General features: G+C 57.2%; 19 protein-coding genes. 15 read left to right on the forward strand and 4 right to left on the reverse strand.

Features of this window, described 5'->3' with window-relative positions; all coding sequences use genetic code 11:
* Positions 1–3 precede the first annotated feature (3 nt).
* On the forward strand, positions 4–492 hold the full coding sequence (locus tag B9Z33_RS09885; RefSeq protein WP_108286808.1) for a molybdenum cofactor biosynthesis protein MoaE: 489 nt from the start codon (positions 4–6) through the stop codon (positions 490–492).
* 11 nt (positions 493–503) lie between these two features.
* Here the strand turns inward: B9Z33_RS09885 and B9Z33_RS09890 are convergent, their stop codons facing one another.
* Entirely contained in the window at positions 504–1,055 is a 552-nt protein-coding gene (locus B9Z33_RS09890; protein ID WP_199220322.1) for a hypothetical protein, read from the reverse strand.
* A gap of 86 nt (positions 1,056–1,141) precedes the next feature.
* Between B9Z33_RS09890 and clpB the strand changes: the two genes are divergently transcribed.
* The 3 genes from clpB to B9Z33_RS09905 all read left to right on the forward strand — a co-directional run bounded on the left by clpB (position 1,142) and on the right by B9Z33_RS09905 (position 6,861).
* Positions 1,142–3,748: an ATP-dependent chaperone ClpB gene (gene clpB, locus B9Z33_RS09895; protein WP_108286809.1), complete on the forward strand. Its 2,607-nt coding sequence runs from the start codon at positions 1,142–1,144 to the stop codon at positions 3,746–3,748.
* Positions 3,749–3,884: 136 nt separating this feature from the next.
* Positions 3,885–5,105 (forward strand): MFS transporter, encoded by a 1,221-nt coding sequence (locus tag B9Z33_RS09900; protein ID WP_233252785.1) that lies wholly within the window; start codon positions 3,885–3,887, stop codon positions 5,103–5,105.
* A gap of 55 nt (positions 5,106–5,160) precedes the next feature.
* Positions 5,161–6,861, forward strand: coding sequence for a thiamine pyrophosphate-binding protein (locus B9Z33_RS09905; RefSeq protein WP_108286810.1), 1,701 nt, complete (start codon positions 5,161–5,163; stop codon positions 6,859–6,861).
* 80 nt (positions 6,862–6,941) lie between these two features.
* On the opposite strand, the gene B9Z33_RS09910 is transcribed toward B9Z33_RS09905, so the two are convergent.
* A complete protein-coding gene (locus tag B9Z33_RS09910; RefSeq protein WP_108286811.1) occupies positions 6,942–7,343 on the reverse strand; it encodes an SWIB/MDM2 domain-containing protein in 402 nt (133 codons plus the stop codon).
* Between the two features lie 249 nt (positions 7,344–7,592).
* Between B9Z33_RS09910 and rraA the strand changes: the two genes are divergently transcribed.
* The 10 genes from rraA (at position 7,593) to B9Z33_RS09960 (ending at position 17,493) form a co-directional block, all read left to right on the forward strand.
* Positions 7,593–8,108, forward strand: coding sequence for a ribonuclease E activity regulator RraA (gene rraA / locus B9Z33_RS09915; RefSeq protein ID WP_108286812.1), 516 nt, complete (start codon positions 7,593–7,595; stop codon positions 8,106–8,108).
* A 250-nt stretch (positions 8,109–8,358) separates the two neighbouring features.
* Positions 8,359–9,690, forward strand: a complete 1,332-nt coding sequence (gene aceA, locus B9Z33_RS09920) for an isocitrate lyase (RefSeq protein WP_019428891.1) — start codon at positions 8,359–8,361, stop codon at positions 9,688–9,690.
* Positions 9,691–9,795: 105 nt separating this feature from the next.
* Complete coding sequence (gene thrS, locus B9Z33_RS09925; protein ID WP_108286813.1) at positions 9,796–11,715, forward strand: threonine--tRNA ligase; 1,920 nt, start codon at positions 9,796–9,798, stop codon at positions 11,713–11,715.
* A gap of 86 nt (positions 11,716–11,801) precedes the next feature.
* Positions 11,802–12,401 carry a translation initiation factor IF-3 gene (gene infC / locus B9Z33_RS09930; protein WP_108286814.1) on the forward strand — a complete coding sequence of 200 codons (600 nt, stop codon included), beginning with the start codon at positions 11,802–11,804 and terminating at the stop codon, positions 12,399–12,401.
* A 134-nt stretch (positions 12,402–12,535) separates the two neighbouring features.
* Positions 12,536–12,739, forward strand: coding sequence for a 50S ribosomal protein L35 (gene rpmI, locus B9Z33_RS09935; protein WP_019428895.1), 204 nt, complete (start codon positions 12,536–12,538; stop codon positions 12,737–12,739).
* A gap of 25 nt (positions 12,740–12,764) precedes the next feature.
* Complete coding sequence (rplT, locus tag B9Z33_RS09940; protein WP_026036460.1) at positions 12,765–13,127, forward strand: 50S ribosomal protein L20; 363 nt, start codon at positions 12,765–12,767, stop codon at positions 13,125–13,127.
* 123 nt (positions 13,128–13,250) lie between these two features.
* Positions 13,251–14,288 carry a phenylalanine--tRNA ligase subunit alpha gene (gene pheS / locus B9Z33_RS09945; RefSeq protein WP_108286815.1) on the forward strand — a complete coding sequence of 346 codons (1,038 nt, stop codon included), beginning with the start codon at positions 13,251–13,253 and terminating at the stop codon, positions 14,286–14,288.
* A gap of 58 nt (positions 14,289–14,346) precedes the next feature.
* Positions 14,347–16,776, forward strand: coding sequence for a phenylalanine--tRNA ligase subunit beta (gene pheT, locus B9Z33_RS09950; protein WP_108286816.1), 2,430 nt, complete (start codon positions 14,347–14,349; stop codon positions 16,774–16,776).
* A gap of 7 nt (positions 16,777–16,783) precedes the next feature.
* Positions 16,784–17,134, forward strand: a complete 351-nt coding sequence (locus B9Z33_RS09955) for an integration host factor subunit alpha (RefSeq protein WP_108286817.1) — start codon at positions 16,784–16,786, stop codon at positions 17,132–17,134.
* A 23-nt stretch (positions 17,135–17,157) separates the two neighbouring features.
* Entirely contained in the window at positions 17,158–17,493 is a 336-nt protein-coding gene (locus B9Z33_RS09960; protein ID WP_108286818.1) for a DUF1840 domain-containing protein, read from the forward strand.
* 9 nt (positions 17,494–17,502) lie between these two features.
* Here the strand turns inward: B9Z33_RS09960 and B9Z33_RS09965 are convergent, their stop codons facing one another.
* Both B9Z33_RS09965 and B9Z33_RS09970 read right to left on the reverse strand, forming a co-directional pair.
* Positions 17,503–17,985 (reverse strand): DUF192 domain-containing protein, encoded by a 483-nt coding sequence (locus B9Z33_RS09965; RefSeq protein ID WP_108286819.1) that lies wholly within the window; start codon positions 17,983–17,985, stop codon positions 17,503–17,505.
* A 93-nt stretch (positions 17,986–18,078) separates the two neighbouring features.
* Positions 18,079–18,342, reverse strand: coding sequence for a cold-shock protein (locus tag B9Z33_RS09970; RefSeq protein WP_108286820.1), 264 nt, complete (start codon positions 18,340–18,342; stop codon positions 18,079–18,081).
* 156 nt (positions 18,343–18,498) lie between these two features.
* On the opposite strand from B9Z33_RS09970, the gene clpS reads away from it, so the two are divergent.
* Complete coding sequence (gene clpS / locus B9Z33_RS09975; protein ID WP_108286821.1) at positions 18,499–18,858, forward strand: ATP-dependent Clp protease adapter ClpS; 360 nt, start codon at positions 18,499–18,501, stop codon at positions 18,856–18,858.
* Positions 18,859–18,899: the final 41 nt, after the last annotated feature.

The raw sequence follows: 18,899 nt of genomic DNA on the forward strand, positions 1-18,899 counted from the left end.
GCCATGTCGTCGCGTGTCACGATTCAGACGGAGGACTTCGACGTCTCCCAGGAGCTCAAGGCTTTGAGAGCGCAAGATTTGCGCGTTGGGGCGGTGTGCAGCTTTGTGGGCACGGTGCGAGATACCCGTGCTTTGACGGGGGTGGCCCAAGACGAAGTGCAGGCCATGGAGCTTGAGCATTACCCTGGTATGACCGAAAAATCGATCGAAGGCATGATCGAAGAAGCGCACAAGCGCTTTGATTTTTACGCCGCGCGTGTGGTGCACCGAGTGGGGCGGCTTTTGCCCGCTGACCAGATTGTGTTTGTTGCGGTCACTTCTGCGCACCGCGGGGAAAGCTTCAAAGCGTGTGAATTCCTGATGGACTATCTGAAGACCCAGGCACCCTTCTGGAAAAAAGAGCAAACACCTCAAGGTGCGCAATGGGTTGATGCCCGTGTGTCGGACGATGCCGCGCTGGCCCGCTGGGGCATTGAAGGCCAAAACGCCTGAGGGCGTCAGTTTCAGTGTTTGTAGACCTGCGCCGTCAAGGGCGTGTCTGCGGCTGCTTCGGGGTGTTGCGCCGTGCTTGGGGGCGCAAGAGCCCACTCGGCTTTGCCCATGCATTGGTGTATCAGATGGATCATGCCGTGGACCAACGGTGCTTGTAAGTTCAGTTGGCAAGACTGGGTGACTTCGGCTGTTTTCTTTTGAAAAATGATCTGCAGGGCGCCATGGGGCTGAAGACTCAGCTGTGCATCGGTGATCAAAAGGGGCTCATCACCCAAAGGCAACTGCTGGGGTTGCGCCGAATACGGCGTTGAAAAATCAGCGGTTTGCAAAAAAGCATCCCGTTTGATTTCGGTCAACATGTGTTGCGTTGAGGCATCTGTGGCGGTCATGTCCGGTTGCGCCGCCTCCAGCCTGACAATGGATTGCTCCATGGCCGGCATCAGCCGAATGGCCATGCGACGCGTCAGCCAAAAACGGAACTCCTGACCGTCTTGGGTGTTGAGTTTGAGCTGCAGACGATCCTGGCGTTCGTCGTAGCTGACGGACAGCTGGTGAATGTTCATCTCTTGATTTTAGGCAACATGCCAGCGCACTCCAAGCCTTGAAAATGGGCAATGACCCCCAAGATAGCGGTTATTGGAGAATATTCATGCGCCTTGACAAATTGACCACCAAATTCCACGAAGCCCTGTCCGATGCCCAGTCGCTGGCATTGGGACGTGACCACGCATACATTGAGCCATCGCATGTTTTGGTGGCCATGCTCAAGCAGGATGAAGGCCCCAAAGCCTTGCTGTTGCGTGCAGGGGTGCAGGTGCAAGGCTTGCTGATGGCGGCGGAAGCTGCGGTCGGCCGCTTGCCACAAGTCACAGGCCAAGAGCAGGTGCAAGTGGGCCCTGAACTGGCCAAACTGCTTCAAGCGGCTGAAAAAGAGTCGATCAAGCGGGGCGATGCCTTCATTGCCAGTGAACTTTTTTTGCTGGCGGTCGCGGATAACAAGGGTGATGCCGGACGCATGGCCAAAGAGCATGGCCTGAGTCGCAAGAGCCTGGAGTCGGCCATTGATGCCGTGCGTGGTGGCCAGACGGTTGGCAATGCCGATGCGGAAGGCCAGCGCGAAGCCCTTAAAAAATACTGCATTGACCTGACCGAGCGCGCACGGATTGGCAAACTGGATCCGGTGATCGGTCGCGATGACGAAATTCGCCGGGCCATTCAGGTTCTGCAGCGCCGCACCAAAAACAACCCGGTGTTGATTGGTGAGCCAGGGGTTGGCAAAACGGCCATTGTGGAGGGCTTGGCCCAGCGCATTGTGGCGGGCGAGGTGCCTGATTCGCTCAAGGGCAAGCGGGTGTTGTCGCTCGACATGGCCGCTTTGTTGGCCGGTGCCAAGTTCCGGGGCGAATTTGAAGAGCGCCTGAAAACCGTGCTGAGTGAGCTTGCCAAAGACGAAGGCCAAACGATTGTGTTCATTGACGAACTGCACACCATGGTCGGTGCGGGCAAGGCCGAAGGCGCGATGGACGCCGGCAACATGCTCAAGCCCGCATTGGCCAGGGGTGAGTTGCACTGTGTGGGGGCGACAACGCTGGACGAGTACCGCAAGTACATCGAAAAAGATGCCGCCTTGGAGCGTCGATTTCAGAAAATCCTGGTCAACGAGCCCACGGTGGAGGCCACCATTGCGATCTTGCGCGGCCTGCAGGAAAAATACGAAATTCACCATGGTGTGGACATCACCGACCCGGCCATCGTGGCTGCTGCCGAGTTGAGCCACCGTTACATCACCGACCGTTTCTTGCCCGATAAGGCGATTGATCTGATCGACGAGGCAGCGGCCAAGATCAAGATTGAAATCGACTCCAAGCCGGAGGTGATGGACAAGCTGGACCGCCGTTTGATTCAGTTGCAGATTGAACGTGAAGCCGTCCGCAAAGAACACGACGAAGCCTCTCAAAAGCGCTTTGCCTTGATCGAGGAAGAGATCGTCAAGCTCAAAAAAGAAGCTTCCGATCTGGAGGAAATCTGGCATGCCGAAAAGGCCCAGGCCCAAGGCGGCCAGCAGGTGCGTGAGCAAATTGACCAGTTGCGTCAACAAATTGAAGACCTGACCCGCAAGGGCGACTTCAACAAAGTGGCCGAGCTGCAATATGGCAAGTTGCCTGCGCTGGAAAAAACACTCAAGGAAGTGCAGGCCAAAGAGGCTGCTCCCGGAGATAAACCAGTGCATCGCTTGCTGCGCACCCAGGTGGGAGCCGAAGAGATTGCCGAGGTGGTGTCGCGCGCCACGGGGATTCCGGTTTCCAAAATGATGCAGGGTGAGCGTGAGAAGTTGTTGCAAATGGAAGACAAGCTTCACCAGCGCGTGGTGGGGCAGGACGAAGCCATTTCTGCGGTGTCCAACGCCATTCGCCGTTCGCGTTCAGGCTTGTCTGACCCCAACCGCCCGACAGGTTCTTTCTTGTTTTTGGGACCCACGGGGGTGGGCAAGACCGAGCTGTGCAAAGCTTTGGCGGGCTTTTTGTTCGACAGCGAAGACCACCTGATCCGTGTCGACATGAGCGAGTTCATGGAAAAGCATTCGGTGGCGCGCTTGATCGGTGCGCCTCCGGGCTATGTGGGCTACGAGGAGGGCGGTTACCTGACCGAGGCCGTGCGCCGCAAGCCCTACAGCGTGTTGTTGCTCGATGAGGTCGAAAAAGCCCATCCGGATGTTTTCAACATCTTGCTGCAGGTGCTCGACGATGGCCGTTTGACCGATGGCCAAGGCCGGACTGTGGACTTCAAGAACACCGTGATCGTGATGACCTCCAATTTGGGTTCGCACCTGATTCAGTCGATGGTGGGGCAACCTGCCGAAGACATCAAGGATGCGGTCTGGGATGAGCTGAAGACCCATTTCCGACCCGAGTTCTTAAATCGCATCGACGAGACGGTGGTGTTCCACGGCTTGGATGCGGACCACATCGCTTCGATTGCGTCGATTCAATTGCAGGTTCTCAAGGACCGTTTGATGCGCATGGACTTGAACCTGGAAGTCAGCCCAGCGGCTTTGTCCGAATTGGCCAAAGTGGGTTTTGATCCGGTGTTTGGCGCTCGTCCGCTCAAAAGGGCCATTCAGCAACGACTGGAGAACCCTTTGTCCCGTTTGTTGCTGGAAGGTCGCTTTCCGCCCAAGTGCCACATCGAGGTCTCGGTGGACCCGGTGCGACACCCCGGGCAGTTCGATTTCAAGGTGATCGAACCCAAGGCCTGAATGGGGCTCATTTGAAACAAGGGGGCTGCTATCAGCCCCCTTCGTCTTTCAAGGCTAAACTTCATTCAGGGCAACGGGTTGCGTGCGTTCAGTTCCGGAACGGGCATGCCGATGACCTGCAATGGATGTGACACTTATGCAATTGGCTTCTTCGGGCGTTGTCGCCACCCCTTGGCGTGACGATGCCAAAGTGATGGGATTGGTGGGCATGGCGCACGCCAGCTCCCATTTCTCCCATCTTTTGTTGCCCTTGATGTTTCCTGTTTTCATGCGGGATTTCGGCTGGAGCTTCTCCGAGTTGGGTTTGCTCAGCACCTTGTTTTTTGTGGTTTCGGGCACCGGGCAGGCGTGCGCTGGTTTTGTGGTTGACCGTGTCGGCGCCCGGCCTGTGTTGTTCATCTCGCAACTGCTCTTCATGGCGGCCTGTTCGCTGGCGTTCATGGCCGAAAGCTATGCCGCTCTGATGGGGGTCGCAGTCTTGGCGGGCCTGGGCAATGCGCCGTTTCATCCGGTTGACTTCACCATCCTGAATCAGCGTGTTTCTTCGCCTCGATTGGGTTATGCCTTCAGTGTGCACGGATTGACCGGCAACTTGGGGTGGGCTCTGGCCCCGGTGTTTTTCACATTGACCACAGCCCTTTGGGGTTGGCGTCATGCATTTCTGGCCTCAGCCTGTGTGTATGCCTTGGTCCTTTTGGTGCTGGTGTGGAACCGGGCGCACTTGCTGACCACGACGGCTCAGAGACTGCCTGCATCGGGTGCTGTGCCAAGTGACTTGGCGTTCATGAGGCTGCCCGTGGTTTGGTGGTGCTTTGGCTTTTTCCTGTTGTCCACGGTCACTTTGGCGGTGGTCCAAAACTTTGCTGTACCCATCCTGAAAGAACTGCACGGGGTGAGCCTGGAGCTGGCCTCCATGACCTTGACCGCGTACATGCTGTTCGGGGCTTTTGGCATGTTGGTGGGTGGTTTTGTGGCCGCCCGTTTTCCTGCCATGAGCGACCGTGTGGTGGCCATTTGCATGAGCTGCGCTGCCGTTCTGATGGCTTTGTGCGCCAGTGGTTTGTTTGGTCACCTCGGGACTTTGTGGGTTTTGGCAGCCACCGGTTTTGCGGTCGGCGTCGGCGGTCCCAGTCGCGATTTGATGATCAAAAAGGCAACCCCCAAGGGGGCTACGGGGCGTGTGTATGGCTTGGTCTATTCCGGGCTTGATGTGGGTTTTGCATTGTCACCCTTGGTGTTCGGGTTTTTCATGGACAAGGGCTGGTACAGCGCAACGCTGCTGGGTGCCGCTTTGGTCCTTTTGTTGAGTGTGGGGGCCGCGCTCGGGGTGGGGCGACGGACCGCAGTGCAGACATGATCGAGCCCTAACGCCGGTGACAGTTGACTGTGTGCGGCTTGTGCACAATGCGCGCATGAAGACAAAAATAGCTGGCCATCTGCTCGTTGAATGCCTCCTGGCCCAGGGCGTCACCCATGCGTTTGGCGTCCCCGGAGAAAGCTACCTGGCGGTGCTGGATGGTTTTCATTTGCACCGCGATGCCATCCGGTTTGTGACTTGCAGGCAAGAGGGCGGGGCGGCGTTCATGGCCGAAGCCCAGGGCAAACTCACGGGTCGTCCGGGCATCTGCTTTGTGACGCGTGGCCCAGGCGCCACCAATGCCTCCATTGGTGTGCACACGGCGTTTCAAGACTCCACCCCCATGGTGCTCTTTGTGGGCGATGTGGCCAGCGACACCCGCGATCGCGAAGCCTTTCAGGAAATGGATTACACCCATTTTTTCGGTCCATCGACCAAAGGCATGGCCAAACGTGTCGAGCGGGTGGACGACCCTGAGCGCTTGCCCGAATACATTGTGCGCGCTTTTGCCACGGCCATGAACGGTCGCCCAGGGCCCGTGGTTTTGGTACTGCCCGAAGACATGCTGACGAAACCGATTCAAACGGCACAGGCCTTGCCTCGCGTGGAGCCCGTGCAAGCCTGGAGCGACCCAGGCGCGTTGCGTGATTTACGAGACCTCTTGTTGGCGGCCAAAAAGCCGCTGGTCATTTGTGGCGGTGGCGGGTGGACGGTGCAGGCCGCACAGGCTTTGCAGCGGTTTGCTGAAAATTGGCAATTGCCTGTGGCCAATGCCTTTCGATTTCAGGACACCTTTGACAACCACCACGCGCAGTATGCCGGTGATGTGGGCATTGGCATCAGCCCGGTTTTGGCTCAGTGTGTGCGGGAATCCGATCTGATTTTGGCCATTGGCCCCCGTCTTGGCGAAATGACCACGGGGGGCTACACCTTGCTCCAGGCCCCCAAGCCTGTCCAAAAGTTGGTCCACATCCACGGCAGTGCCGAAGAGCTGAACCGTGTTTACCAAGCTGACTTGGCTATTTTGTCCACCATGAACGCAGCGGCACGCAGCCTGGAAGTGCTCAACGCGCCACCTGAATTGCCTTGGTCCGAATGGACAAGCGCGGCGCACCAGGGCTATCTGAACAACCTGAAGCCACAGGCCTTGCCGGGCGATGTCGACATGCCCGAGATTGTTGCCACACTCCAAAAACATTTGCCTGCAGACGCGGTACTGACGAACGGTGCTGGCAATTTTGCAAGCTGGATGCACCGTTTCTTCAAACACCATGGCTTGGTCAAAGGGCACAAAACACAGTTGGCCCCAACCGTGGGTGCCATGGGTTATGGCGTGCCAGCAGGCATTGCCGCCAATTTGTTGACCGGACGCACCGCATTCACCATCGCAGGCGATGGTGATTTTTTAATGAATGGGCAAGAGCTGGCGACCGCTGTGCAACATGGCGGCAAAAGCATCATTTTGGTTTTGAACAACGGCATGTACGGCACGATCCGCATGCACCAGGAGCGTGAGTACCCCACACACGTCACAGGTTCACAGCTGAAGAATCCGGATTTCGCGGCCTTGGCACAAGCCTACGGTTATGTCGGGGTTCGCATTCAGAAAACAGATCAATTTGAAGAGGCGCTGCTGGCGGCGATGACGCGGCCTGAAGGCACCTTGATTGAGGTGATGCTGGACCCCGAAGTGATCACCACCCGTGGAACCTTGCAAGCCATCACCCAAGCGGCACTGGCCAAGCAAACGGGCTGATTCGGTTATTCCGTTGGCGTGTGGCGTTGGCCCCATAAAAAAACCCGCCGAAGCGGGTTTTTTTATGGGAAACGTCTGAATTACTTCAGGTGCTTGCCGATCAGGCCAGCCATTTCGAACATGGTGACTTGAGCTTTGCCAAACACAGCTTTGAGTTTGTCGTCGGCGTTGATGGCGCGACGGTTCACGCTGTCTTGCAGGTTGTGCTTCTTGATGTAAACCCACATCTTGCTGACCACTTCAGTGCGTGGCAGTGGGGTAGCGCCCACAACAGCAGCCAAAGCCGCGCTGGGTGTCAAGGCCTTCATGAAGGCTGGATTGGGTGTGCGCTTCTTCGCAGGTGCCGCCTTTTTGGCGGGCGCTTTGGCCGCTACTTTTTTAGCGGGTGCTGCAGCTTTTTTAGCTGGAGCGGCTTTCGTTGCCGGAGCTGCTTTTTTAGCGGGTGCAGCTTTTTTTGCCGGGGTTTTTGTCGCAGTTGCCATGGTGAAATTCCTTTGATCGGAAGTTGGTTCGTCGCTGAGTAACAGTTTGTTTCAGCTAACCGCATGCTACTGGAGAAACAGGCACATTCCAAGTTAAAAAATCATTTTTATATAGGGGTTGTTGCGGATTTGTGCCTTGTTTGAGGCTTTTGTCCATTCGCTGGTCGCATGCGCACCGTCTCAGTGCGTATGCGCTGTGTAAGTCAATTCATCTCAACTGCTCGGGTTCTTGTTTTTGGATGAAACGATATGACGACCAACACCCGCGCTGTTTTTTCGACTTGTGATTTTTGCGATGCCCACAAGTCAGACTCCTCCGGCCAATTTCGAGTGCTTGCACCGCTGTTCAAAGACTATGGAGGTCACCTCGCTTTTCATGGCCAAGTGTTGACGGTGAAATGCTACGAAGACAACAGCCATGTCAAATTGGCCGTGGAGTCTGCTGGGCATGGTCGGGTCTTGGTGGTCGATGGTGCAGGCTCATTGCAGCGTGCGCTGTTAGGTGGCAATTTGGCAGCCGCTGCAGCGCGCAATGGCTGGGCAGGCGTGGTGGTGTACGGGTGTGTTCGTGACCTGGGCGAAATTTCGGTTTTGCCCATCGGTATCCGCGCATTGGCCTTGAATCCGATGCCGACATTGCGTTCTGATCAAGGCCTGACAGGTGTACCTGCCTTGATTCAGTCGACACCCGTTCACACCGGTGATTGGCTGTATGCAGACGCCGATGGCATGGTCGTGAGCAGCGAAGCACTCCATTTTTCATGAAGCGTTTTTGTATTTCATGATTTGAAATATTTCAATGCTGCGCCGCCGCAAATTTTCTCAATATGGAAAAATGAAAATCATATGGCGAAATTGCGTTTGCAAGCCTTTGATTTAAAACAAATAAAAATATGTCTTGTATAAGACATAAGAATAAAAATAGGTCTTGTAGAAGAGTTAAGATGATGCCAACGATAAAGCAGAATTCGCTGCCCACATCGCCCGATTTCAACTTGACTTCAGGAGTACCAACATGCCAGCCAACCTCACTCAACAACTGAGCCGTGAACAGCAAATCGCAGCCCTCGAAAAAGACTGGGCGACCAACCCACGCTGGAAAGGCGTGAAGCGCGGTTATTCCGCAGCCGACGTCGTACGTCTGCGCGGCAGCATGCCCATTGAGCACACACTGGCCAAGCGCGGTGCTGAAAAGCTCTGGGAAAAAATCAATGGTGGTGCCAAGAAAGGTTACGTCAATGCCTTCGGAGCGATCAGCGCTGGCCAGGCCATGCAACAAGCCAAAGCCGGTCTGGAGGCCGTTTACCTGTCGGGCTGGCAAGTCGCTGCAGACGGCAACACATCCGAAACCATGTACCCCGACCAGTCGCTCTACGCCTATGACTCGGTGCCCACCATGGTTCGCCGCATCAACAACACGTTCAAGCGCGCTGACGAAATCCAGTGGGGCCGTGGCATCGAGCCAGGCTCCAAGGAATTCATCGACTACTTCCTGCCCATCGTTGCCGACGCAGAAGCTGGTTTCGGTGGCGTGTTGAACGCTTTCGAGCTGATGAAAAACATGATCGCTTCGGGCGCTGCTGGTGTTCACTTCGAAGACCAATTGGCTGCTGTGAAGAAATGCGGTCACATGGGCGGCAAAGTGTTGGTCCCAACACAAGAAGCTTGCGAGAAGTTGATCTCTGCACGTTTCGCCGCTGACGTCATGGGCGTGTCCACCATCGTGTTGGCCCGTACCGATGCCGAAGCCGCCAACCTGATCACATCAGACCACGATGCCAACGACAAGCCGTTCCTGACTGGCGAGCGCACGCAAGAAGGCTTCTACCGCGTCAAGAACGGTCTGGAGCAAGCCATCAGCCGCGGCGTGGCTTACGCCCCCTACGCCGACTTGGTGTGGTGCGAAACCGGCGTGCCAGACATTGGCTTTGCCCGTGAATTTGCCCAAGCTGTGCACGCTGCCTGCCCTGGCAAGCTGCTGTCGTACAACTGCTCGCCATCGTTCAACTGGAAGAAAAACCTCAACGACAGCCAGATCGCTTCCTTCCAGGACGACCTGTCGGCACTGGGTTACAAGTATCAGTTCATCACACTGGCCGGTATCCACATCAACTGGTTCAACACCTTCCAGTTTGCCCACGCTTACGCTCGCGGCGAAGGCATGAAGCACTACACAGAAATGGTGCAAGAGCCTGAATTCGCAGCCCGCGACAAGGGTTACACCTTTGTGTCGCACCAGCAAGAAGTCGGTGCAGGCTACTTCGACGACGTGACCACCGTGATCCAAGGCGGTTCGTCTTCGGTGAAAGCCCTGACCGGTTCTACTGAAGAAGAGCAGTTCCACTGATCGACTTCCCAAGAGGCTGAAGGCGAGGGCGGCTAAAATCTGCCCTCAGCGTTTAGACACTTCTTTCAAGCGCGGCCTTTGCCGCGCTTTTTTACTTGTACACACATGGTTCAGATCACTCTTCCCGACGGTTCATTGCGCGAGTTTCCAGACCCGGTCACGGTGGCCGAGGTGGCCGCTTCGATTGGCGCAGGCTTGGCCAAGGCCGCTTTGGGTGGCAAGGTCAACGGTCAATTGGTCGACACCAGCTTCAGCATGGCTGCCAATTCGAACCTGGCCATCGTGACCGCCAAGGACCCGGAAGGTCTGGAGCTGATCCGTCACTCGACAGCCCATTTGTTGGCTTACGCGGTCAAGGCCTTGTTTCCTGATGCACAGGTGACGATCGGGCCGGTGATCGAAAACGGGTTTTATTACGACTTTTCGTACAGCCGCCCGTTCACGCCCGAAGATTTGGTCGCGATTGAAAAACGCATGACCGAGTTGGCCACCAAAGACGAACCCGTGCTGCGCCGAGTGCTGCCACGCGACGAAGCCGTTGCGCATTTCAAGGCCATTGGCGAGAACTACAAGGCCGAGATCATTGGCAGCATCCCGACCGACCAAGAGGTCAGCTTGTACCGTGAAGGTGATTTTGAAGACCTCTGCCGTGGCCCGCACGTGCCCAGCACCGGCAAACTCAAGCACTTCAAACTCATGAAGGTGGCAGGTGCTTACTGGCGCGGTGACAGCAAGAATGAGATGCTGCAACGCGTTTATGGCACCGCCTGGGCCAGCAAGGAAGACTTGCAGTTGTATTTGACTCGCCTGGAAGAGGCCGAAAAGCGCGACCACCGCAAATTGGGCCGCGAGCTGGATTTGTTCCACATTGACGAACACGCCCCGGGTCTGGTGTTTTGGCACCCCAAGGGCTGGACTGTCTGGCAAACCGTGGAGCAGTACATGCGTCAGGTTTACCGCGACAGTGGTTACCAGGAGGTCAAGGGGCCGCAAATCCTGGACAAATCCCTCTGGGAGAAAACCGGTCACTGGGACAAGTACCGCGACAACATGTTCACCACCGAGTCGGAAAAGCGCGACTACGCTTTGAAGCCGATGAACTGCCCGGGCCACATCCTGATTTTCAAGCAAGGCATCAAGAGCTACCGTGACCTGCCGCTGCGCTACGGCGAGTTTGGCCAGTGTCACCGCAACGAACCCTCGGGTGGCTTGCACGGCATCATGCGCGTGCGTGGCTTCACGCAGGATGACGGGCACATTTTCTGTACCGAAAACCAGATCTTGCCCGAGTGCGACACCTTCACCAAGGTGCTTAAAAAGGTTTATGCCGATTTTGGCTTCACCAACATCCTTTACAAAGTGTCCACGCGCCCGGCCGCCCGCATTGGCTCCGATGAGCTGTGGGACAAAGCCGAAAAAGCCTTGATGGACAGCTTGCGTGACTCCGGTTGTGAGTTTGTGATCTCGGAGGGCGATGGCGCTTTCTATGGCCCCAAGATCGAATACACCCTGAAAGATGCCATCGGCCGTGAATGGCAGTGCGGCACGATTCAGGTCGATTTCAACTTGTCCGAGCGCCTGGATGCTGAATATGTGGCCGAAGATGGCAGCCGCCAGCGTCCTGTGATCTTGCACCGCGCTATCGTCGGCAGCATGGAGCGTTTCATCGGAATTCTGGTCGAGCAGCATGCCGGGGCGCTGCCAACCTGGCTGGCGCCCATCCAGGTGTCTGTGCTCAACATCACCGATGCCCAGTCCGATTACTGTCGTGAAATCGCTGCAAAACTGCAAAAATCGGTGTCAAATCAAGGCCTTAGGGTCGATTTGGACCTGCGTAACGAGAAAATCACGTATAAAATACGCGAGCATTCGTTGCAAAAGCTGCCCTACATCCTTGTCGCTGGCGACAAGGAAAAGGCAGCAGGTACCGTCGCAGTGCGCGCCCGAGGCAACAAAGACCTCGGTGTGATGTCGATCGATGCGTTCATTGAACTCATTGCAGCCGACATTGCTTCTAAAGCCTGAAGGTGATTTTCGCCACATGCTTTGGCCCGTGGGCACAAAGATGGATGAGCTGCATGTCGCAGTTTTGTTCCGTAAAGGATTGAGTCATCGCTACCGAATTTCGTGATCGTCGCCACCGCGAAGAACGTAAACACCGTTTGAACCGTGAAATCATGGCCCCTGAGGTCCGTGTTTCCGGCCCTGAAAACGAGCCATTGGGCATTTTGTCCTTGGCCGAAGCCCTCCGCATGGCGGGTGAGATGGATGTGGATCTGGTTGAAATTGCCGCCACGGCCAACCCACCCGTTTGTCGTTTGATGGACTACGGCAAGTTCAAGTACCAAGAGCAAAAGCGTGCGGCGGAAGCCAAAGCCAAGCAAACGGTCATTGACATCAAGGAAGTCAAGTTCCGTCCCGGTACCGACGATGGTGACTACAACATCAAGATGCGCAACATTCGCCGATTTTTGGCGGATGGCGACAAGTGCAAGATCACACTGCGTTTCCGCGGTCGCGAGATCACCCACCAAGAGTTGGGCATGGCCTTGTTGAACCGGATTCGCGACGAATTGGCCGATTCCATCATCGTTGAGCAGTTTCCAAAATTGGAAGGCCGCCAGATGATCATGATGATCGCGCCAGGACGTAAAAAGCCGGCCGCAGGTGGCAAAGCAGCAGATGCTGCAGCTCCGGCAGATCCGGTGTAAAAGAGTTTGACCTGCCCTCGGGCGGGTCGAATCAAAAGCTGCTTCAGGGCAGCTTTTGTTAAAAGTGGCTCGGGGCCAACAAGGCTGCAAAGATTTTGCAGACGCCTCACGAGCACAATTAAAGGAGCATTGACATGCCCAAGATGAAGACCAAAAGCAGCGCAAAAAAGCGCTTCCGTGTTCGTCCCGGTGGAACCGTTAAACGCGGTCAAGCCTTCAAACGTCACATCCTGACCAAGAAGACCACCAAAAACAAGCGCCACCTTCGCGGTGCAGTGGCTGTGCATGAGACCAATATGGGTCACATCGCTCAGATGCTGCCCATGGCTGGCCTGTAATTACTGACGAACAAGGAGAATAAATATGCCTCGCGTTAAACGTGGTGTAACGGCACGCGCCCGTCACAAGAAAGTTTTGGCCCTTGCAAAAGGTTTCCGCGGTCGCCGCGGCAATGTCTTCCGCATCGCCAAACAGGCGGTGATGAAGGCTGGTCAATACGCCTACCGTGACCGCCGCACCAAAAAGCGTGTGTTCCGTCAGTTGTGGATTGCCCGTATCAACGCCGCTGCGCGTGAATGCGGTCTGACCTACAGCCAGTTCGCCAACGGCCTGAAAAAGGCTGCCATCGAAATCGACCGTAAGATGCTGGCGGACATCGCCGTGCACGACAAGGCCGCTTTTGCTGGCATCGTGAACCAAGTCAAAGCCAAATTGGCCGCAGCTTGAGTTCATGAGTGACACGGGCCCTCGGGTCTGTGCCACGCACTCGATCAAAGGGATTGAGGCTCGCAACAGCTTCAGTCCCTTTTTTATTCCCCCATTCAACGATCTTCCACCGATCCCCACACCATGAACGAGCTGGACACCCTGGTCGAATCCGCACGCCAGAGTTTTGCGCAGGCACTGACACCTGCTGACCTCGAAAACGCCAAAGCCCTGTTTCTGGGCAAAGCCGGTCGCATCACCGAGCTGATGAAGGGCATGGCCGCTCTGAGCGTGGAAGACAAGAAAACCCGTGGCGCAGCCATCAATATCGCCAAACAGGCGATCGAGGCCGCGCTGAACGACCGCCGGCAGGCGCTGGCCGATGCCGAGTTGCAAGCGCAACTCAAGGCCGAAGCGCTGGATGTGACGCTGCCGGGTCGCAGCGCCAACGTGGGTGGATTGCACCCTGTCTCGCTCACGCTCGAGCGGGTCGAAAACATTTTTGGATCCATGGGCTTCGAAGTCGCACAGGGCCCCGAGATCGAGACCGACTGGTTCAACTTCACCGCGCTCAACACGCCCGAAGACCACCCAGCCCGCTCCATGCACGACACCTTCTATGTCGAAGGCGGTCATTTGCTGCGCACGCACACCAGCCCCATGCAGGTGCGCCATGCCGTGCAGCACGTCAAGCGCTACCGCAACCAGATCGATGCCGGTCAGGCCATGCCCGAGATCCGCGTCATCGCCCCGGGCCGTACTTACCGCGTGGACAGCGATGCCACCCATTCGCCGATGTTCCACCAGTGCGAAGGCCTGTGGATTGGCGAGAACGTGAGCTTCAAGGACCTCAAGGTCGTGGTCACCGATTTTTGCCGCACCTTCTTCGAGAGCGACGACCTGGTGCTGCGTTTCCGCCCCAGCTTTTTCCCCTTCACCGAACCTAGCGCCGAGATCGATATCCAGTTCCAGGGTGGCCCCTTGGCGGGTCGCTGGCTCGAAGTGGGCGGTTCCGGCCAGGTGCACCCGAACGTGGTGCGCAACATGGGCCTGGACCCCGAACGCTTCATTGGTTTCGCTTTTGGCATGGGCATGGACCGTTTCACCATGCTGCGCTACGGCGTGAACGACCTGCGCCTGTTCTTTGACGGCGATGTGCGTTTCCTGAACCAGTTCCAGTAATTTCTGAATGCCTGCTGCACCGCGTGCGCTGTGCAGCAAACCCAAGTGAGCCCTGCGTATGCAATTTCCTGAATCCTGGTTGCGCGAGTTCTGCAACCCGTCTCTGACCACCCAGCAACTGGCCGACACCCTGACCATGGCCGGTCTTGAAGTCGAAGAATTGGAGCCCGTGGCCCCGCCATTCACGAAGATCGTGATCGGTGAGATCAAGGAAGCCGTGCAGCACCCCAACGCCGACCGCCTGCGCGTGTGCCAGGTGGACGTGGGGCAGGGCAGTTTGCTCAACATCGTCTGTGGTGCGCCCAATGCCCGCGTGGGCATCCGCGTGCCTTGCGCCATGGTGGGTGCCGAGTTGCCGCCCGGTGAAGACGGCAAGCCTTTTGTGATCAAGGTCGGCAAGCTGCGCGGCGTGGAAAGCCAGGGCATGCTGTGCTCGGCCAAGGAACTGCAGATTGCCGACGACCACGGCGGCCTGCTGGAGTTGCCCGCTGACGCACCTTTGGGACAAGACATTCGTCAGTACCTGAATCTGGACGACACCCTGATGACGCTCAAGCTCACGCCCAATCTGGCGCATTGCCTGAGCGTGTACGGCATCGCCCGAGAAGTGTCGGCCTTGACTGGTGCGCCACTTAAGGCGCCATCGTTCCCGGCTGTGGCCACCCAGATCACCGACAAGCTGGCGGTGAAGGTGCAGGCCACCGACCTGTGCGGTCGCTTCAGCGGTCGCGTAGTCAAAGGCGTGAACACCAAGGCGCAAACGCCCCAGTGGATGGTGGACCGCCTGGCCCGTTGTGGCCAGCGCAGTGTGAGTCCATTGGTGGACATCTCCAACTACGTGATGTTCGAGTTCGGTCGTCCCTCGCACATCTTTGACCTCGACAAAATCCACGGTGGCTTGCAGGTGCGCTGGGGTCAAGCGGGCGAGTCGCTCAAGCTGCTCAACGGCAACACCGTGACCGTGGACGACAAGGTCGGCGTGATCGCCGATGACAGCCAAGTCGAATCGCTGGCCGGCATCATGGGTGGCGACGCCACCGCCGTGTCCGACGACACGCAAAACATCTACATCGAAGCTGCCTTCTGGTGGCCCACGTCCATCGCTGGCCGTTCGCGCCGTTACAACTTCTCGACCGATGCGGGTCACCGCTTCGAGCGCGGTGTCGACCCACAGCTGACGGTGGAGCACATCGAGCGCATCACCCAGCTGGTGCTGGACATTTGCGGCACGCCCGACACCCAGGTTGGCCCCATCGACGACCAGACCCTGAACGTGCCAGCGATCACTCCCGTCACGCTGCGGGTGGCGCGTGCGGTCAAGGTGATTGGCATGCCGCTGACCCAGCAGCAATGCGTCGACGCTTTGCGTGGCCTGGGTTTGCAAGTGACGGAAGGCGAGGGCACTGTCACCGTGACGCCGCCCAGCTTCCGTTTTGACCTGCAGATCGAAGAAGACCTGATCGAAGAAGTCGCCCGTATGGTGGGCTACAACAACCTGCCCACCAATCCACCGCTGGCCCCGATCACGGCGAAAGTGCGTCGTGAGACCGAGCGCAGACCGTCTGCTGTGCGCCGCGCCATTGCGGCGCTGGGTTACCAAGAAACCATCAACTACAGCTTTGTGGAAGAAAGCTGGGAGCGCGACTTGGCGGGCAACGCCAACCCTATCCGCTTGCTCAACCCCATCGCCAGCCAGATGAGCGTGATGCGCTCGAGCCTGATCGGCTCCCTGCTGCAAGTGGTCAAGTTCAATGCCGACCGCAAGGCCGACCGCGTGCGTGTGTTCGAGCTGGGCCGTGTGTTCCTGCGCAACGCCGCAGTACAAAGCACCGACACCACGGTGGAGGGTTTTGACCAACCCATGCGTGTGGCAGGGATGGCTTGGGGCCCGGTTGAGCCTTTGGGTTGGCAGGGCAAGTCCCGCAACGTCGATTTTTACGACGTCAAAGCCGACGTGGAACAGCTGCTGGCCCCGCGCCAAGCCGAATTTGTGGCCGCCGACCACCTCGCCTTGCACCCCGGTCGTTCGGCGCAAGTGCTGCTGGACGGCGTGGTGATTGGCCATGTGGGCGAATTGCACCCCCGCTGGCGTCAGGCCTGGGAGCTGAGCAGTGCGCCCGTGGTGTTTGAGCTGTCTCTGGACGCTGTGATCGCCCGCGTGGTGCCTGTGGCTCAAAGTGTGGCCAAACACCAATCAGTGGAGCGTGACATCGCGGTCATCGTGAACGAACAGGTCACGCATGCCCAACTGATGCACGCCATCCACACTGCACCGACACAAGGCCTGCTGCGCGACGTTGTTTTGTTTGACATCTACCGCCCCAAGGCCGAGTCAGCCGGTGGCTTGGCTGTGGGCGAGAAAAGTTTGGCTGTGCGCCTGAGCTTGCACAGCGACGAGGCCACGCTGACCGAGGCACAAATCGACACCGCCATGAACGCCGTGCTGGCCCAGTTGACGCAGCAAGTGGCTGCCCGACTGCGCTCCTGAGATCGCCATGCAAATCAGTTTTGAATCACTGGAAACGCCGGCGCTGACCAAAGCGCACCTGGCCGATTTGTTGTTTGAGCAGATTGGCCTGAACAAGCGCGAGTCCAAAGACATGGTGGACGCCTTTTTCGACCTCGTGGTGGACAGCCTGATCTCGGGCGACGATGTCAAGATTTCAGGTTTTGGCAACTTCCAAATACGCACCAAGGCGGCGCGCCCAGGGCGCAATCCTCGCACGGGAGAATTGATCCCTATTGATGCACGTCGTGTGGCCACCTTCCATGCCAGCCATAAACTCAAGGCCTTGATTCAGGGGGATGCCGACGAAGACGATGGCGTGGAGACCGTCGGCCGCTGAGTCTTTCTTTTCAGGAGCCTCGCATGCTGTTCAAATTCAAATCCCAGGCGACCAGCGATCTGATCATGCTGGAAGCAGATGCCCGCCGATTGCTCAAAATCATCTTGGGTGATGATCCCGTCAAGGGAATTGTTCCATTCCATGCCTTGCCACAAGCGATTGCGGCACTGGAGTTGGCGGTTGCCCAAGATGAGTCGGACAGAAAACAAAGAGCACAGAAGACGCAGCCCTTGGTTTCCGGGGAAGACGAAGACCCCGTGCCTTTGAATTCTGTGAGCTTGTCACAACGTGCTGCACCGATGCTCAAATTGCTCAAGCGTTGTCTGACCGAGGAGTCAGACGTGGTTTGGGGCGTCTGAGTCGCTGTTTCAGCGGGTGAACGCAGGGCCAGCCAGTTTGTAGCCGGCTTTGATTTGTCGCTTGGCAAACCAGCCCACATTCATTTCGAGAACGTAGCGCACGGGCTTTTCCGAGCAGTGCGAGTCATCGCTCTGGGGCTTCATGTCTGCGATGTTGACGATGGTTCCGTCGTCGGCCACGAAGGCTGCGGACAGTGGAATCAAGGTGTTTCGCATCCAGAAGCACTGCGTGGCGGGTTGCTCAAAAACAAACAACATGCCTTCGTGCTGAGGCATTTCCTTGCGCCACATCAGGCCGATTTGGCGCTGATCAGGGGTTTGGGCCAGCTGAACGTCCAGAACGTGCATGCCCGCGCTCAGTTTGGTGCGAGGCAATTGAAGTTGGGGTGACGGTTGTGCGGTCGCTGCAAATGCCCAAGCCGCCAGGCACAGGGCGCTGGTGCGACGCAAACGGCCAAGGCCCAGGGAAGCCGAAAATGCTGAAAAAATCATGGTCAGAAGCGATTTTGGACGGTGGTCAAGCTTGAGAGGATAACTGCTCTGCCCGTGTTTTGGCCGCATGGACCGCGCTTCAAACCGCTCCTTTTAAGGCCTTGGCTCTGTGTCGCCAGGTTCGGCTGGCAGCTCGGGGGCTTCGTTGCTGGCATTTTCAGCCTGGATGTTGCCCGCCATGAGGCCTTTGCTGCCCTGGGTCAGCTCAAAACTGACCCGCGCACCCTCTTTCAGGCTTTTATAGCCTTCGGACTGAATGGCCGAAAAGTGGGCAAAAGCGTCAGGCCCGCCACCGTCTGGTTGGATGAAGCCAAACCCTTTGGCATCGTTGAACCATTTGACCGTACCACTGGGCATACGATGTCTCCGTTATTGTTGGCCTCAGTGTGAATCGCACTTGTCAATTTTGTCAATGTGAGGTTTTCCCCGATACCTGTTTCATTGACCACAAGCATTCAAGACTTTTGTATCCCTCTGGGTCGAGAAGGCTCAAAGCGTCGATAGAATGAATTCATGGCAACGAAAAAACCTGTAAATCCCACGCTGCCGACCGTGACACCCCGAACGCCCGATGGCGGTGATTCGGTGGTGCTCGAGAGACGCGCCCAAAAAATTGAACCGCCCCAGATGTACCAGGTGGCGATGCTGAACGATGACTACACCCCCATGGAGTTCGTGGTGATGGTGATTCAGGAGTTCTTCAGCAAAGACCGTGAAGCGGCGACACAAATCATGCTCAAGATCCACCTGGACGGCAAAGGCGTTTGCGGGGTTTACTCCCGCGACGTGGCCGCCACCAAAGTGGATCAGGTGCTGGATGCTGCGAAGCAGGCGGGACATCCCTTGCAATGTGTCAGTGAACCTATTGAATAGTGGGCATTCCCCCCCACATCGTCTTTATCTCTCTCAGCAAG

The organism is Limnohabitans sp. T6-20 (assembly GCF_003063505.1).
Lineage (GTDB): Bacteria > Pseudomonadota > Gammaproteobacteria > Burkholderiales > Burkholderiaceae_C > Limnohabitans_A.

What these genes read in the sequence shown, in the direction of transcription:
- rplT (WP_026036460.1), top strand. Translation starts at nt 12,765, where the DNA reads ATGCCTCGCGTTAAACGTGGTGTAACGGCACGCGCCCGTCACAAGAAA.
- B9Z33_RS09885 (WP_108286808.1), top strand. Translation starts at nt 4, where the DNA reads ATGTCGTCGCGTGTCACGATTCAGACGGAGGACTTCGACGTCTCCCAG.
- B9Z33_RS09910 (WP_108286811.1), bottom strand. Translation starts at nt 7,343, where the DNA reads ATGGCAACTGCGACAAAAACCCCGGCAAAAAAAGCTGCACCCGCTAAA.
- aceA (WP_019428891.1), top strand. Translation starts at nt 8,359, where the DNA reads ATGCCAGCCAACCTCACTCAACAACTGAGCCGTGAACAGCAAATCGCA.
- B9Z33_RS09960 (WP_108286818.1), top strand. Translation starts at nt 17,158, where the DNA reads ATGCTGTTCAAATTCAAATCCCAGGCGACCAGCGATCTGATCATGCTG.
- B9Z33_RS09900 (WP_233252785.1), top strand. Translation starts at nt 3,885, where the DNA reads ATGCAATTGGCTTCTTCGGGCGTTGTCGCCACCCCTTGGCGTGACGAT.
- B9Z33_RS09970 (WP_108286820.1), bottom strand. Translation starts at nt 18,342, where the DNA reads ATGCCCAGTGGTACGGTCAAATGGTTCAACGATGCCAAAGGGTTTGGC.
- thrS (WP_108286813.1), top strand. Translation starts at nt 9,796, where the DNA reads ATGGTTCAGATCACTCTTCCCGACGGTTCATTGCGCGAGTTTCCAGAC.
- rraA (WP_108286812.1), top strand. Translation starts at nt 7,593, where the DNA reads ATGACGACCAACACCCGCGCTGTTTTTTCGACTTGTGATTTTTGCGAT.
- B9Z33_RS09890 (WP_199220322.1), bottom strand. Translation starts at nt 1,055, where the DNA reads ATGAACATTCACCAGCTGTCCGTCAGCTACGACGAACGCCAGGATCGT.
- pheT (WP_108286816.1), top strand. Translation starts at nt 14,347, where the DNA reads ATGCAATTTCCTGAATCCTGGTTGCGCGAGTTCTGCAACCCGTCTCTG.
- B9Z33_RS09965 (WP_108286819.1), bottom strand. Translation starts at nt 17,985, where the DNA reads ATGATTTTTTCAGCATTTTCGGCTTCCCTGGGCCTTGGCCGTTTGCGT.
- clpB (WP_108286809.1), top strand. Translation starts at nt 1,142, where the DNA reads ATGCGCCTTGACAAATTGACCACCAAATTCCACGAAGCCCTGTCCGAT.
- clpS (WP_108286821.1), top strand. Translation starts at nt 18,499, where the DNA reads ATGGCAACGAAAAAACCTGTAAATCCCACGCTGCCGACCGTGACACCC.
- B9Z33_RS09905 (WP_108286810.1), top strand. Translation starts at nt 5,161, where the DNA reads ATGAAGACAAAAATAGCTGGCCATCTGCTCGTTGAATGCCTCCTGGCC.
- rpmI (WP_019428895.1), top strand. Translation starts at nt 12,536, where the DNA reads ATGCCCAAGATGAAGACCAAAAGCAGCGCAAAAAAGCGCTTCCGTGTT.
- pheS (WP_108286815.1), top strand. Translation starts at nt 13,251, where the DNA reads ATGAACGAGCTGGACACCCTGGTCGAATCCGCACGCCAGAGTTTTGCG.
- B9Z33_RS09955 (WP_108286817.1), top strand. Translation starts at nt 16,784, where the DNA reads ATGCAAATCAGTTTTGAATCACTGGAAACGCCGGCGCTGACCAAAGCG.